Source organism: Sphingomonas sp. GW821-FHT10F09 (assembly GCF_058809195.1).
In genome coordinates this window covers 1301047-1314532 of record NZ_JBXASI010000001.1, presented here as the reverse complement: position 1 = coordinate 1314532, position 13486 = coordinate 1301047, and the positions used below count along the sequence as shown (strand labels likewise).

Here is a 13486-nt window from a genome sequence, read left to right as displayed (position 1 = left end):
GAGTTGCCGGCTGATGTCGGCGCGAAAAGCTTTCTCACAAAACTCATGACGGTTGTTCACAATAGGGGGAATCGCTATCTCGCGCCCATGAACGAGATGACGCCGCTCGCCCGCCCCGAAGGCCTGCGCAAGCCCGACTGGATTCGCGTGAAGGCGCCGACCAGCGCCGGCTTTGCCGCGACGCGCGAGCTGATGCGGTTGAAAAGCCTGACGACGGTCTGCGAGGAGGCCGCCTGCCCGAACATCGGCGAATGCTGGTCGAAGAAACATGCGACCGTCATGATCCTGGGCGACACCTGCACCCGCGCCTGCGCCTTCTGCAACGTCAAGACGGGCATGCCGCGCGCGGTCGACCCGATGGAGCCCAACAACGTCGCCGACGCCGCGGCGCAGATGGGGCTGGAGCATATCGTGGTGACCTCGGTCGATCGCGACGACCTGCCCGACGGTGGGGCGAAGCAGTTCGTCAAGGTGATCGAGGCGATCCGCCGGTCCAACCCGCGCACGACGATCGAGATCCTGACCCCCGATTTCCGCAACAAGCATGAGGCTGCGGTCGAGGCGATCGTTGCGGCGCGACCGGACGTCTACAACCACAATCTCGAAACCGTGCCGCGGTTGTATCCGACGATCCGTCCCGGCGCGCGGTACTATGCGTCGATCCGCCTGCTGGAGAGCGTCAAGAAGCTCGATCCGTCGATCTTCACCAAGTCCGGCGTGATGCTGGGTCTGGGCGAACAGCGGCTCGAGGTGCATCAGGTGATGGACGACATGCGCTCGGCCGACATCGATTTCCTGACGATGGGCCAGTATCTCCAGCCGACGCCGCGTCATGCGAAGGTCGAGGAATTCGTCACGCCCAAGGCGTTCGACAGCTATGCCGCGATCGCGCGTGCCAAAGGCTTCCTGCTGGTCGCATCCTCGCCGCTGACCCGGTCGAGCTATCACGCCGGCGACGATTTCGCGAAGATGCGCGCCAACCGCGAGGCGAAGCTCGGCAAGACGCAGGACGTCCGTGCCTAAGCACGCCGAAACCCGCCATCTGCCCTACACGCCGGAGCAGATGTTCGACATGGTCGCGGACGTGAAGCGCTATCCGGAGTTCCTGCCCTGGGTCAGCGCGATGCGCGTGCGCCAGGACAGCGACACCGCGACGCTCGCCGACATGATCGTCGGCTTCAAGGGCCTGCGCGAAACCTTCACGTCGAAGGTGGAGAAGGCGCGGCCCGATCACATCCACGTCGAATATATCGACGGGCCGCTCAAATATTTGCACAACGACTGGCGCTTCCGCAGCGAGGAAGGCGGCTGCGCGGTCGATTTCGCGGTCGATTTCCAGTTCAAGAACCGGATGTTCGAGATGCTGGCCGGGCAGGTGTTCGGCGTCGCGCTGCGCCGGATGATCGGCGCGTTCGAGGATCGCGCCAAGGTGCTTTACGGCAACAGCAGTTCCAGCGCGACCAGCGCCGCCTGAAGGCGGATGCCACCGCGGCCGAGGTCACCGAACATCTTGCGATCGGCATGGACGTCCGAAGGATCTCCGCCCTTTTCGGCGCGGGCGAATACGACCGTGCCGACCGGCTTCTTCTCCGATCCGCCGCCCGGCCCGGCGATGCCGGTGATCGCGACCGCGACGTCGGCCCCGCTGTTGGCGAGTGCACCCTGCGCCATGCTCCACGCCACCGCGATCGAGACGGCGCCGAAGGTTTCCAGCACGTCGGAATTGACCTTGAGCAGCTTCATCTTTGCTTCGTTCGAATAGGTGACGAAGCCGGCCCCGAACACGTCCGACGATCCCGGTATTTCGGTGATCGCCGCCGCGACGAGACCACCGGTGCAGCTTTCGGCGAGCGCGATCGTCCGCCCCGCGGCACGGTTCACCTCGACAACATGCGCGGCGGCGGCAAGCAGTTCGGGGGGCAGCAGCGTCTCGGTCATCGCAACGCTTCCGCACACAGCGGCAGGTCGGGGACGTTGATCGCCTTGCCCTTCGCCTTCTCCGCCTTGAAATAGCGCAATGTGGTGACGATCACGCCCGCGGTGTTCGCGGGCGGCAACGGTGCGAGCTGCGTCACGAACCGGTCGATGGTACCGCAATCGGCAGGATTGATCCGCCCGACCAGCACCGGCGCGAGCGCCGCGGTCAGCAGTGGGCGTGCGAATTCGGACTGGAGCAGCGAATCGATCATCGGATCGGACAGCTTGACGATCGCCGCCCGCGCGTTCGGCCACGCGCGGTTGGCGGCGTCCTGATACTTGGCGAGGAAATCGCTGTCGGTCCGCCGCAACAGGCTGCTCGGGGGCAGCCGCGTCGCGCAGACGATGCCGGTCTGCTGGACGATATCGGGCAGCGCGACCAAGGTCATCGCCTCCGCCTCGGGCGTCGTGATGCACCGCGTCTGCGCTTGCGCGGGGCTGGCGAGCAACGCGACGGCGGCGATCAGCGCCCTCATCGCGGCAGGCTCACGGTCGCGACCGCCTGTGCCGCAATGCCTTCGCCGCGGCCGGTGAAGCCCAGCCGCTCGGTCGTCGTCGCCTTGATGCTCACCCGGTCCGCGCTCAGCCCCAGCAGGTCGCCGATCCGCGCGCGCATCGCCTCCCGATGCGGCCCGATCTTCGGTGCCTCGCAGATCAGGGTCAGATCGACGAAATCGATCCGACCGCCCTTCTCGGCGATCAGGCTGGCGGCATGCTGCAGAAATTGAGCGGAATCGGCGCCCTTCCACTGCGGATCGCTGGGCGGGAAGTGCGTTCCGATATCGCCCGCAGCGATCGTGCCGAGCAATGCATCGGTCAGCGCGTGAAGGCCGACGTCGGCGTCGCTATGCCCCGACAATCCCTTGTCGTGCGGGATCAGCACGCCGCCCAGCCACAATTCCTCGCCGACCTCCAGCCGGTGGACGTCGAAACCGGACGCGCTGCGCGTCTCCCATGCCACTCTGGCTTCGGCCGCGGCAAAATCGTCGGGATGCGTGACTTTATCGAGCATCGTATCGCCCTGCACCAAAGCGATCGTCCCGCCAAGCCGTCGCACCATCTGCGCGTCGTCGGTCGCCTCCTCGCCCGTCGGCCAGCCGTCATGCGCCGCCCGCAGCGCGCCGAGACGGAACCCCTGCGGCGTCTGCACGCGCGACAGGCCATCGCGCGGGACGACCGCTCCGTCGCGCACCAGCGTATCGGCAACGGCGAGCACCGGCATCGCGCCGTCATCCGTCTCGAGCGCCGCCAGCACCCGGTCGATGACGCCTGCGGGAACGAACGGGCGGGCGGCATCGTGGACGAGCACGCGATCGGCCGCGATCGCCGCCAGTCCGTGCGCTACCGACTCGCGTCGCGTCGCGCCGCCGATCACCGTCCGCACCGGTCCCAGCGCGGCCGTCGCCATGTCCTCGGCACTCTCGGCAATCACCACCACCACCTCGTCCACCGCAGGATGTCCAGCGAAGGCCGCATAGGCATGTGCGATCAGCGCCTTGCCCGCCAGACGCGCATATTGTTTGGGAACCGCGCCGCCGGCGCGCGAGCCACTGCCCGCCGCCACGATCAGCGCCACCGTGCGTGGTCGATCCGTCATCGCCGCCGCCTAGCGCAGCCATGCCAACCTTGCCAGAGCGGTGAGAAGCGGGTAGGGGTCTGCCCAATTTTCAGGCAGATCATGGCTCACCTCACGCCCATCCAGATCGGTCCCGTGCGGATCGACAGCCCCGTCGTGCTGGCCCCGATGACCGGCGTCACCGACATGCCGTTCCGGACGCTGGTGCGCCGCTATGGCTCCGGCCTCAACGTCACGGAGATGATCGCCAGTCAGGCGGCGATCCGCGAGACGCGGCAGTCGGTCCAGAAGGCGGCGTGGCATCTCTCCGAAGAGCCCGTGTCGATGCAGCTCGTCGGCTGCACGCCCTATGAGATGGCGGAGGCGGCGAAGCTTGCCGAGGATCGCGGCGCGGCGATCATCGACATCAACATGGGCTGCCCGGTGCGCAAGGTGACCAACGGCGACGCCGGATCGGCGCTGATGCGCGACCTCAAGCTCGCCGCGCAGCTGGTCGACAGCGTCGTGAAGGCGGTGAAGGCGCCGGTGACGCTCAAGATGCGGATGGGCTGGGATCTCGACAGCCTCAACGCACCGGAATTGTCGCGCATCGCGCAGGACCTCGGCGTCCAGCTCATCACCGTTCACGGCCGCACCCGCAACCAGATGTACAAGGGGAGCGCTGACTGGCGCTTCATCCGCACGGTCAAGGACGCGGTCAGCATCCCGGTCATCGCCAACGGCGACATCTGCACGATCGAGGACGCGGTCGCCGCGCTCGACCAGTCGAGCGCGGACGGCATCATGATCGGGCGGGGTGCCTATGGCCGGCCGTGGATACTCGGCCAGGTGATGGACTATCTCGCGACCGGCACGCGCCGGCCCGATCCGTCGCTCGACGAGCAATATCGCGTGATCGTCGAACATTATGACGCGATGCTCGACCATTATGGCGACGTTACCGGCGTCAACATGGCGCGCAAGCATATCGGCTGGTACACCAAGGGGCTGACCGGTTCGGCCGAGTTCCGCAATGCGGTGAACCAGCAACCGGACGCGCGAACGGTCAAGCGCATGCTTGCCGATTTCTACGCGCCGTATCGCGACCAGCCGCCCGTTCAGCAAGCCGCCTGACCGCACTATGGCCGGTCGTCCGGGGTTCGCCGAGCTGTTCGCCGCGCTGCCCGTGGCGGTCGTCGTGGTCGATCCCGACGACCGCATCGCGCATGCCAACGCGCTGGCGGAGCAATTGCTCAACCTGTCGGAACGGGTGATGCTCGGCCAGCCGCTCGCCGCGATCCTGCCGCCGCCCGCCGCAGGCGACCGGCGCGAGGGGCAGGGGATGGCCTTTTACGATACCGAGATCGCGACCCCGCACGGCCCCAAGATCCGCGTCGATTTCGTCGAGGCGGTGGTGCCCGATCATCCCGGCTGGCGCGCGATCACGCTGCATACCGCCGCCAGCACGCGCGGCCTCGGCCCTAGCGCGCGGGGTGCGAGCGCGCGCGCCGCGAGCGGGGCCGCGGCGATGCTGGCGCATGAGATCAAGAACCCTCTGTCCGGCATCCGCGGTGCCGCACAATTGCTCGGCGCGGGCGAACTGACCACGCTGATCGTCACCGAAGTCGATCGCATCGCCGCGTTGATCGACCGGATGCAGGATTTCAGTGACACCCGCCCGCTGGAGGTCGCGCCCGAGAACATCTATCCCCTGATCGGCCACGCCCGCCGGCTCGCGCTCGCCGGCTTCGCGCGCGGCGTCGCGATCGAGGAGCGGTTCGACCCGTCACTGCCTCCCGCAGCGATCAACCGCGACGCGCTGCTCCAGATCCTCATCAACCTGTTGAAGAACGCCCGCGAAGCAGCTCGACTGGAACGCAATCCGCGTATCCTCATCACCACCGCCTATCGCCATGGCATGTCCGTCGCCGCCCCGGGCAAGCCGCGCGTGCCGCTGCCGATCGAGATATGCGTGATCGACAACGGCCCCGGCGCCCCCGCCGACATCGTCGATCACCTGTTCGACCCGTTCGTATCGGGGCGGCCGGAGGGGCAGGGCCTTGGCCTCGCACTGGTCGACAAGCTGATGCGCGACATGGGCGGCATCGTCCAATACGCACGCGAAGGAAGCCCCGAGATGACGATCCTGCGCCTGTTGCTGCCACGGGCGGTCGCCGCATGACCCGTATTCTGGTGGTCGACGACGACGCCGCGATCCGGACCGTCGTCGCGCAGGCGCTGCGCCGTGCCGGTCATGAGGTGCAGACGGCGGAGACGCTCCAGCAGCTCGACCGCGCGCTGGCGACGCGGGTGCCGGACGTGCTCGTCACCGACGTCATCCTTCCCGACGGCGACGGCATCGAACGCGTGAAGGAGATCGGCCAGCGCCTGCCGCAGCTGCCGATCATCATTCTTTCCGCCCAGAACACGCTGACCACCGCGGTCCGCGCGGCGGAGGTCGGCGCCTATGAATATCTGCCCAAGCCGTTCGATCTCGACGACCTGACCCGCGCGGTCACCGGCGCGCTCGCACGGGGCGCCGTGATGCCGCAACCGGAGGCGGGGGAGGACCCGGCGCTGCCGCTGATCGGTCGCTCGCCCGCGATGCAGGACGTCTACCGGATCATCGCGCGCGTGCTGTCCAACGACCTCACCGTGCTGATCTCGGGCGAATCGGGGACTGGCAAGGAACTCGTCGCCCGCGCGATCCACGATCTCGGCGCGCGCCGTTCGGCGCCGTTCGTCGCGATTAACATGGCCGCGATTCCGCGCGAACTGATCGAGGCCGAATTGTTCGGCCACGAACGCGGCGCCTTCACCGGCGCGGCGGTGCGCAATGCCGGGCGGTTCGAACAGGCGGCCGGTGGCACCCTGTTTCTCGACGAGATCGGCGACATGCCGATGGAGGCGCAGACGCGGCTGCTCCGCGTGCTCCAGTCGGGCGAGTTCACCACGGTCGGCGGCGCCCGCCCGCTGCGCGCCGACGTCCGCGTCGTCGCCGCCACGAACCGAGACCTGACGCAACAGGTCGGTTCCGGGCAGTTCCGCGAGGACCTGTTCTACCGGCTTAACGTCGTCCCCATCGCGCTGCCCGCGCTGCGCGAACGGCGGCAGGACATTCCGCTGCTCGCCCGGCATTTCCTCGAAAGCGCCGCGTCGCAGGGTTTGCCGCGGCGCCAGCTGAGCGACGAAGCCCAGGCCTCGCTCGCCGCGCACGACTGGCCGGGCAACGTCCGCGAGCTCGAAAATCTCATGCGCCGTCTCGCCGTGCTCGCCCGCGACGAACTGATCGATGCGCCGACGATCCGCGACCTGCTCGGCGCCCCCGGCACAGCGGGCGGGGAGGCGGCGGATCCCGGCATCGCCGAAGCCGTCCGCCATCTCGTCGAAAGGATCGCCCGCGAGCGCCCCGATGCGCTGGAGGACGGCAGCCTCTACGACCGCGTCATCGGCGAGGTCGAACGGCCGCTGATCGAGACGATGCTCGCCCGCCATGGCGGCAACCAGCTGCGCGCCGCGCGTGCTTTGGGCCTCAATCGCAACACCTTGCGCAAGCGGCTCGACACGCTGGGGATCAGCGCCCGCGGCGACGAATGACGCGCGCATAGGGCGGGGCGCTCGTCCGACCGTCACCACAAACCATCGCCAACGGCAAATTATGTGGTTTCCGTGCAACAATCCGCGTTGTACGTAAGTCGCAATGAACGCGGGACCAACGCCCGATCTGACGGACACTCCACTGGAACGCCGGCTGCGCATCACGCCCGCGGTGGAAGCGTTCGTGGTGGCATTGGCCATCGGGATCGCCGCGACCACCTATTTCATTATCGCCGGCAGCAACCGGCCGCAGGTGCCACTGTCGCCCCCGTCGATCGCCGCGCTGCTCGTCGCGAACCTCGTACCGGGCATCGCCCTGCTGATGCTGGTCGGCCGCCGGATCGCACGCAGGCGCGCCGCCGCGTCGCTGGTCGGGGGGGAGGGCGTGCTCCACGTCCGGCTGGTGGCGATCTTCTCGATCATCGCCGCCGTTCCGGCGCTGCTGGTGACAATCTTCGCCTCGCTGCTGTTCCAGATCGGGACGGAATTCTGGTCCTCCGATCGCGCCAGCGGCATGCTGGAAAATGCGCGGACGTTGGTCGGCGAGAATTACCAGCGCGAGGCCGATCGGGTCGTCGCGCAGGTGCAGGCGATGAGCGGCGACCTTTCTGCCGAGTTGCGTATCCATGCGGTCGACAGCAAGGTCTTCCAGCAAGTGCTGCTCGTCCAGACCTATCGGCGCGAACAGTCGGAGGGCATGATCATCCGCCGGGGAGAGGTCGATCCGCTGATCGTCCTCAACCCCTATGATCGGCCGCTGCAGAATATCGTCACGCCGGCGATGGAACGCGCGCTCGATGCAGGCCGATCCTATGTCCTCGTCCGCAGCGGCGATCGGATTGGGGCGGTCGTGCCCCTTGCTTATGGCAAGGGCGCCTATCTCTATTCGGCGCGCATCTTCGATCCGCAGCTCGCCAGCCAGATCCGGCGCGGCGACGCGATTATCCGCGACTATCAGAGCCTGCAAAGCCGGTCGCGCGCGCTCCAGTTGAAGTTCAACGCGGCGCTGCTGCTCGCGTCGCTGTTCGTCGTCGCGATCGCCGTCTGGGCGGCGCTGGCGGTGGCCGATCGCCTCGTCCGCCCGGTCACCGAACTCGTCCACGCCGCGCGCAAGGTGGCGACGGGCGATCTTACCGCGCGCGTCCCCGATCCGCGGCGCAAGGACGAGGTCGGCACCCTCGCCAACGCCTTCAACCAGATGACCGTGCGGCTGCAGGAGCAGACCAGCGCACTGGTCACCGCCAACGATCAGCTCGACAATCGCCGCGCGCTCATCGAGGCGGTGATGGCGGGCGTGTCGGCAGGCGTCATCGCGGTCGCGGAGGACGGCACGGTCCGGATCGCCAACCGCTCGGCGACCGAATTGATCGGATCGGGCGACGACGGGCTGGTCGGCCACCCGCTGACCTCGATCGCGCCCGAACTCGCCGATCTCGTGCAGGGGCGCGAGCGCGAGGCGATCGTTCAGGTCGTCCGCAACGGCGAGCCGCGGACGCTCGCGGTGCGTATCGCCCGTACCGATTCCGGGCCGATCCTGACGTTCGACGATATCACCCAGCAGCTGCTCGACCAGCGCCGCGCGGCATGGTCCGACGTCGCGCGCCGGATCGCGCATGAAATCAAGAATCCGCTCACCCCGATCCAGCTCGCCGCCGAACGTCTCCAGCGCCGCTACGGCAGCAAGGTCGATGCCGACGACACGACGTTCGCACGCCTGACCGACACGATCGTTCGCCAGGTCGGCGACCTGCGCCGCATGGTCGATGAATTCTCGTCCTTCGCCCGCATGCCCAAACCGGTGTTCCGCGAGGAATCGCTCGTCGAGATCGCGCGCCAGTCGCTCTTCCTGCACGAGGTCGCGCATCCCGGCACGCGCTTCGAGCTCGACCATACGATCCCGGCGCCGGCGCTGGTCTGCGACCGCCGCCAGCTCAGCCAGGCGTTCACCAACATCGTCAAGAATGCGGTCGAGGCGATCGAAAGCAAAGGCAGCGAATGGGGATCGGTCACCATGACCGTGCGCGAGGACGGCGACGTGACGATCGTGGAGGTCGCCGATACCGGCGTCGGCCTGCCGCCCGACCGCGACCGGATCGTCGAACCCTATATGACGACGCGGGCGAGGGGGACCGGCCTCGGCCTCGCCATCGTCAAGAAGATCGTCGAGGATCATCACGGCGTCATGACCTTCGCCGACCGCGACGGTGGCGGCACCGTGGTTCGCATGACCTTCGATGCCGCCGCGCTCGCCACCCTCGACCAGGGCGCCGCGGCACCCGAGCCTGCCGAGGACGGCCAGCTCGCAGCACTCACACGCAATCGGAATTAGTATATGGCGCTCGACATCCTCGTCGTCGACGACGAAAAAGACATCCGCGAGCTCGTCGCGGGCGTCCTCGAAGACGAGGGCTATGACACCCGTTCGGCCGCCGACAGCGATGCGACGCTGGAGGCGATCGCCACCCGCCGCCCGTCGCTGGTGCTGCTCGACGTCTGGTTGCAGGGCTCGCGCCTCGACGGGCTCGAACTGCTCGACGAGATCAAGCGCCGCGATCCCTCGATCCCCGTGCTGGTCATCTCCGGCCACGGCAATCTCGACACCGCGGTCGCGGCGATCCGCCGCGGCGCCAGCGACTTCATCGAAAAGCCGTTCGAGGCCGAGCGATTGCTGCTGCTCGTCGCCCGCGCCACCGAAACCGAGCGTCTTCGCCGCGAGGTCGCCAGCCTGCGCGTCTACGCCGGCCGGGAAAGCGACCTCACCGGCAGTTCCGGGGCGATCAACGGCGTCCGCGCCACGCTGAAGCGGGTCGCCGCGACCGGCAGCCGCGTGCTCATCATGGGCCCCGCCGGCGTCGGCAAGGAGGTCGCGGCCCGCCTGCTCCACGGGTGGAGCAACCGCGCCCAGGCGCCTTTCGTCATCGTCAGCGCCGCGCGCATGACGCCGGAACGGGTCGAGGAAGAGCTGTTCGGCGTCGAGGAAAGCGGCGACCTCGTCCGCCCCGGCCTTCTCGAACAGGCGCACGGCGGCACCCTGTTCCTCGACGAAATCGCGGACATGCCGGTCGCGACACAGGCGCGTATCCTGCGCGTGCTGACCGACCAGAGCTTCAGCCGCATCGGCGGCACGCGAATCGTCAAGGTCGACGTTCGCGTCGTCTCCGCCACCTCGCGCGACCTGACCCACGAGATCGCGGAGGGGCGGTTCCGCGAGGATCTCTATTACCGCCTCAACGTCGTGCCAGTGCTGATCCCGGCGCTGTCCGAGCGGCGCGAGGACATTCCCGCGCTGGTCGAGCATTTCATGGCTCATTATGCCGCCGACCGCCGCGTGCCGACGCCGGAGATCGCCGCGGACGCAATGGTGGCGCTGCAATCCTATGACTGGCCGGGCAACGTCCGCCAGCTGCGCAACGTCGTCGAACGCACGATCATCCTCGCGCCCGGCGACCGCATCGGCCGCATCGACCTCGACCTGCTGCCCGCCGAGGTGCTCGGCGATCAGGGCGATCTGGGCAGCGGGGGCGGGGGCGCGATCATGGGCGCGCCGTTGCGGGAGGCGCGCGAGACGTTCGAGCGCGAATATCTCCGCGTCCAGATCCGCCGGTTTTCGGGCAACATCAGCCGCACCGCCAGCTTCATCGGCATGGAGCGGTCGGCATTGCACCGGAAGCTCAAATTGCTCGGCATCACCGACATGCGCGAGGATTGACCGCTGGACGTGGAGCACCTTCGTTCATAGATGGACGTAGCCGCCCGGTCAGGGCGGCATCCGACGCCGGGAAACGGCGCGATTGCGGGCAAACGGCTCGCCAATAACACGAAAGGCTCGTCATGGCCGAAAAGCAAGGGTCCCTTCAGGACCTGTTCCTCAATGCCCTCCGCCGCTCGAAGACCCCGGTCACCATGTTCCTGGTGAAGGGCGTCAAGCTTCAGGGCATCGTCACCTGGTTCGACAATTTCTCGGTATTGCTGCGCCGCGACGGCCAGTCGCAGCTGATCTACAAGCATGCCATCTCCACCATCATGCCGTCGGGTCCGATGGATATCGCCGCGATCGTCGATTCCGTCGGAGAAGCGCAGCGCAAGCAGCCGCTGTTGCAGGAGATCTTCCTCAACGCGGTGCGCAAGTCCGAAGATTCGGTGACGATGTTCCTTATCAACGGCGTCATGCTGCAAGGTCAGATCGCCGGATTCGACCTGTTCTGCATGCTGCTCCAGCGCGAGGGCATGGCGCAACTCGTCTACAAGCATGCGGTATCGACGATTCAGCCGGCGCGGGCGCTCAATCTCGCCGATGAGGGCGAGACGGAAGACTGAGCATGAGCACCGGCTTCAATCGCGATCGGGACGAATTCGCGCGCGGTGGGCGTGCGCTGATCGTCCTGCCGGATCAGGGCGACGCGCATCGCGACGCCGACGCCCGGCTGGACGAGACGGCGGGCCTCGCCGCGGCGATCGGGCTGGTCGTGACCGACAAGGTCGCGGTGCGGGTGCGTGCGCCCAAGCCCGCGACCCTGATCGGCAGCGGTCAGGTCGAACAGCTCGCGGTCCAGGTCCGTCAGGACGAGGCGGATCTCGTCGTGTTCGACGCTAGCCTGACGCCGGTGCAGCAGCGCAACCTCGAAACCGCGCTCGAAGCCAAGGTGATCGACCGTACCGGGCTGATCCTCGAAATCTTCGGCGAGCGCGCGGCGACGGCCGAAGGGCGATTGCAGGTTGAACTCGCCCACCTCGATTATCAGGGCGGTCGTCTGGTGCGCAGCTGGACCCACCTCGAACGGCAGCGCGGCGGCTTCGGCTTCCTCGGCGGCCCGGGCGAAACGCAGATCGAGGCGGATCGCCGGTTGATCCGCGACCGGATGGCGCGCCTGCGCCGCGAACTGGAGCAGGTCAGCCGCACCCGTGGCCTCCATCGCGACCGGCGCCAGCGCGCACCATGGCCGATCATCGCGCTCGTCGGCTACACCAACGCCGGCAAGTCGACGCTGTTCAACCGGCTGACCGGCGCGCATGTCATGGCCGAGAACCTGCTGTTCGCCACGCTCGACCCGACGCTGCGCCAGATCGCGCTACCCGGCATCGACAAAGCGATCCTGTCGGACACCGTCGGCTTCGTTTCCGACCTGCCGACACAATTGGTCGCCGCATTCAAGGCGACGCTCGAAGAAGTGGTATCCGCCGACCTGCTGATCCACGTCCGCGATATCGCGCATCCCGATACCGAAGCGCAGCGCAGCGACGTCGAGGCGGTGCTCGACGAGATCGGCGTGTCCGAGATGACGCCGCGGTTCGAGGCGTGGAACAAGCTCGACCTGCTCGACACCGAACGGCATGATGCGATGCTCGCGGAAGCCGATCGTCGCGACGACGTCGTGGCGCTCTCCGCACTCAGCGGGGAAGGGGTCGATGCCCTGATCGAGCAGGTCGCCGGCAAGCTGACCGCCGGCCACCGGCGCTACTGGATCACGCTGGAGGCCGGCGACGGCGCCGGTGCGGCGTGGCTTCACGCGCATGGCGAAGTGCTCGGTCAGGTCAGCGAGGAGCTCGAAACGCAATATGAGGTGCGGCTCGCCGAACGCGACTACGAACGTTTCCTGCAACGCTAGCGGCGCTTAACCTGCTGCCAGAGCGCTTCCTGGGCGTCGAGGGTCAGTGTCGGGAAATCAGCGCCGGCAAGCTTCTCCATCGCTCGGAAACGGCGCTCGAATTTGGCATTGCCCGATCGCAGCGCCGCCTCCGGATCGATCCCCAGATGCCGCGCCCAGTTGACGACCGCGAACAGCAGGTCACCAACCTCTTCCTCGATCTCATCCGAAGGCGCCGCGGCAACCTCCTCGATTTCCTCGTGAACCTTGGCACGGGACCCGTCGGCGTCGGGCCAGTCGAAGCCGACACGGGCGGCGCGTTTCTGTAGCTTCACTGCGCGCATCAGCGCCGGCAATCCGGTAGCGACGCCGGCCAGCGCGCTGGTATCGTCCTTATCCGTCCGCTCCGCGGCCTTCAGTTCTTCCCAGCCGGGACTGTGATCGGCAGTGCCGAAGATATGCGGATGGCGTCGTTCCATCTTGTCGCTGATCGCGGTCACGACGTCGGCCAGCGTGAAGGCACCGGCTTCCTCGGCAATCCGGCTGTGGAATACGACCTGCAACAGCAGATCGCCGAGCTCGTCCTTCAAATCGTCGGCATCGTCCCGGGCGATCGCGTCCGCCACCTCGTAGGCTTCCTCGATGGTATAGGGTGCGATCGACGCCCAGGTCTGCGCGACATCCCATTCGCAACCGTCCCGGGGATCGCGCAACCGCGCCATGATCGCGACGATCCGATCGATCACGACAGCCCCCTTCCGCACTCACCATC

Annotated in this window: 13 protein-coding genes; 9 read left to right on the top strand and 4 right to left on the bottom strand. The window is 67.5% G+C overall.

The window, feature by feature from the left end; genetic code table 11:
* Positions 1 to 87: 87 nt before the first annotated feature.
* Together lipA and AC1RTO_RS06160 are read left to right on the top strand one after the other, a co-directional pair.
* A complete protein-coding gene (lipA, locus tag AC1RTO_RS06165) occupies positions 88 to 1023 on the top strand; it encodes a lipoyl synthase (RefSeq protein ID WP_493159972.1) in 936 nt (311 codons plus the stop codon).
* A complete protein-coding gene (locus AC1RTO_RS06160) occupies positions 1016 to 1474 on the top strand; it encodes a type II toxin-antitoxin system RatA family toxin (RefSeq protein ID WP_493159971.1) in 459 nt (152 codons plus the stop codon). The genes lipA and AC1RTO_RS06160 overlap by 8 nt, the downstream gene beginning before the upstream one ends.
* On the opposite strand, the gene AC1RTO_RS06155 is transcribed toward AC1RTO_RS06160, so the two are convergent.
* The 3 genes from AC1RTO_RS06155 to AC1RTO_RS06145 are packed head-to-tail and all read right to left on the bottom strand — an operon-like array spanning position 1435 to position 3574.
* Positions 1435 to 1938, bottom strand: a complete 504-nt coding sequence (locus AC1RTO_RS06155; RefSeq protein WP_493159970.1) for a CinA family protein — start codon at positions 1936 to 1938, stop codon at positions 1435 to 1437. The genes AC1RTO_RS06160 and AC1RTO_RS06155 overlap by 40 nt on opposite strands.
* The gene (locus AC1RTO_RS06150) at positions 1935 to 2453 is read right to left on the bottom strand and encodes a hypothetical protein (RefSeq protein ID WP_493159969.1); all 519 of its coding nucleotides are present in this window, start codon (positions 2451 to 2453) and stop codon (positions 1935 to 1937) included. The genes AC1RTO_RS06155 and AC1RTO_RS06150 overlap by 4 nt, the downstream gene beginning before the upstream one ends.
* Complete coding sequence (locus AC1RTO_RS06145; protein WP_493159968.1) at positions 2450 to 3574, bottom strand: bifunctional 2-C-methyl-D-erythritol 4-phosphate cytidylyltransferase/2-C-methyl-D-erythritol 2,4-cyclodiphosphate synthase; 1125 nt, start codon at positions 3572 to 3574, stop codon at positions 2450 to 2452. Before AC1RTO_RS06145 ends, AC1RTO_RS06150 begins: the two co-directional genes overlap by 4 nt.
* A gap of 81 nt (positions 3575 to 3655) precedes the next feature.
* Between AC1RTO_RS06145 and dusB the strand changes: the two genes are divergently transcribed.
* The 7 genes from dusB (at position 3656) to hflX (ending at position 12735) form a co-directional block, all read left to right on the top strand.
* The gene (gene dusB / locus AC1RTO_RS06140) at positions 3656 to 4666 is read left to right on the top strand and encodes a tRNA dihydrouridine synthase DusB (protein ID WP_493159967.1); all 1011 of its coding nucleotides are present in this window, start codon (positions 3656 to 3658) and stop codon (positions 4664 to 4666) included.
* 7 nt (positions 4667 to 4673) lie between these two features.
* Complete coding sequence (locus AC1RTO_RS06135) at positions 4674 to 5714, top strand: two-component system sensor histidine kinase NtrB (protein WP_493159966.1); 1041 nt, start codon at positions 4674 to 4676, stop codon at positions 5712 to 5714.
* Positions 5711 to 7129, top strand: coding sequence for a nitrogen regulation protein NR(I) (gene ntrC, locus AC1RTO_RS06130; RefSeq protein ID WP_493159965.1), 1419 nt, complete (start codon positions 5711 to 5713; stop codon positions 7127 to 7129). Before AC1RTO_RS06135 ends, ntrC begins: the two co-directional genes overlap by 4 nt.
* Before the next feature lie 103 nt (positions 7130 to 7232).
* Positions 7233 to 9458: a sensor histidine kinase gene (locus tag AC1RTO_RS06125; RefSeq protein ID WP_493159964.1), complete on the top strand. Its 2226-nt coding sequence runs from the start codon at positions 7233 to 7235 to the stop codon at positions 9456 to 9458.
* Positions 9459 to 9461: 3 nt separating this feature from the next.
* On the top strand, positions 9462 to 10838 hold the full coding sequence (gene ntrX / locus AC1RTO_RS06120) for a nitrogen assimilation response regulator NtrX (RefSeq protein WP_293877564.1): 1377 nt from the start codon (positions 9462 to 9464) through the stop codon (positions 10836 to 10838).
* A gap of 122 nt (positions 10839 to 10960) precedes the next feature.
* Positions 10961 to 11446: an RNA chaperone Hfq gene (gene hfq, locus AC1RTO_RS06115; RefSeq protein WP_493159963.1), complete on the top strand. Its 486-nt coding sequence runs from the start codon at positions 10961 to 10963 to the stop codon at positions 11444 to 11446.
* 2 nt (positions 11447 to 11448) lie between these two features.
* The gene (hflX, locus tag AC1RTO_RS06110; protein WP_493159962.1) at positions 11449 to 12735 is read left to right on the top strand and encodes a GTPase HflX; all 1287 of its coding nucleotides are present in this window, start codon (positions 11449 to 11451) and stop codon (positions 12733 to 12735) included.
* Here the strand turns inward: hflX and mazG are convergent.
* The gene (gene mazG / locus AC1RTO_RS06105; protein WP_493159961.1) at positions 12732 to 13460 is read right to left on the bottom strand and encodes a nucleoside triphosphate pyrophosphohydrolase; all 729 of its coding nucleotides are present in this window, start codon (positions 13458 to 13460) and stop codon (positions 12732 to 12734) included. The genes hflX and mazG overlap by 4 nt on opposite strands.
* Positions 13461 to 13486 lie beyond the last annotated feature (26 nt).

Coding starts and splice junctions, on each gene's coding strand:
- AC1RTO_RS06155 (WP_493159970.1), bottom strand. CDS start 1,938: ATGACCGAGACGCTGCTGCCCCCCGAACTGCTTGCCGCCGCCGCGCAT.
- ntrX (WP_293877564.1), top strand. CDS start 9,462: ATGGCGCTCGACATCCTCGTCGTCGACGACGAAAAAGACATCCGCGAG.
- AC1RTO_RS06135 (WP_493159966.1), top strand. CDS start 4,674: ATGGCCGGTCGTCCGGGGTTCGCCGAGCTGTTCGCCGCGCTGCCCGTG.
- hfq (WP_493159963.1), top strand. CDS start 10,961: ATGGCCGAAAAGCAAGGGTCCCTTCAGGACCTGTTCCTCAATGCCCTC.
- lipA (WP_493159972.1), top strand. CDS start 88: ATGAACGAGATGACGCCGCTCGCCCGCCCCGAAGGCCTGCGCAAGCCC.
- dusB (WP_493159967.1), top strand. CDS start 3,656: ATGGCTCACCTCACGCCCATCCAGATCGGTCCCGTGCGGATCGACAGC.
- AC1RTO_RS06150 (WP_493159969.1), bottom strand. CDS start 2,453: ATGAGGGCGCTGATCGCCGCCGTCGCGTTGCTCGCCAGCCCCGCGCAA.
- ntrC (WP_493159965.1), top strand. CDS start 5,711: ATGACCCGTATTCTGGTGGTCGACGACGACGCCGCGATCCGGACCGTC.
- AC1RTO_RS06145 (WP_493159968.1), bottom strand. CDS start 3,574: ATGACGGATCGACCACGCACGGTGGCGCTGATCGTGGCGGCGGGCAGT.
- hflX (WP_493159962.1), top strand. CDS start 11,449: ATGAGCACCGGCTTCAATCGCGATCGGGACGAATTCGCGCGCGGTGGG.
- AC1RTO_RS06125 (WP_493159964.1), top strand. CDS start 7,233: ATGAACGCGGGACCAACGCCCGATCTGACGGACACTCCACTGGAACGC.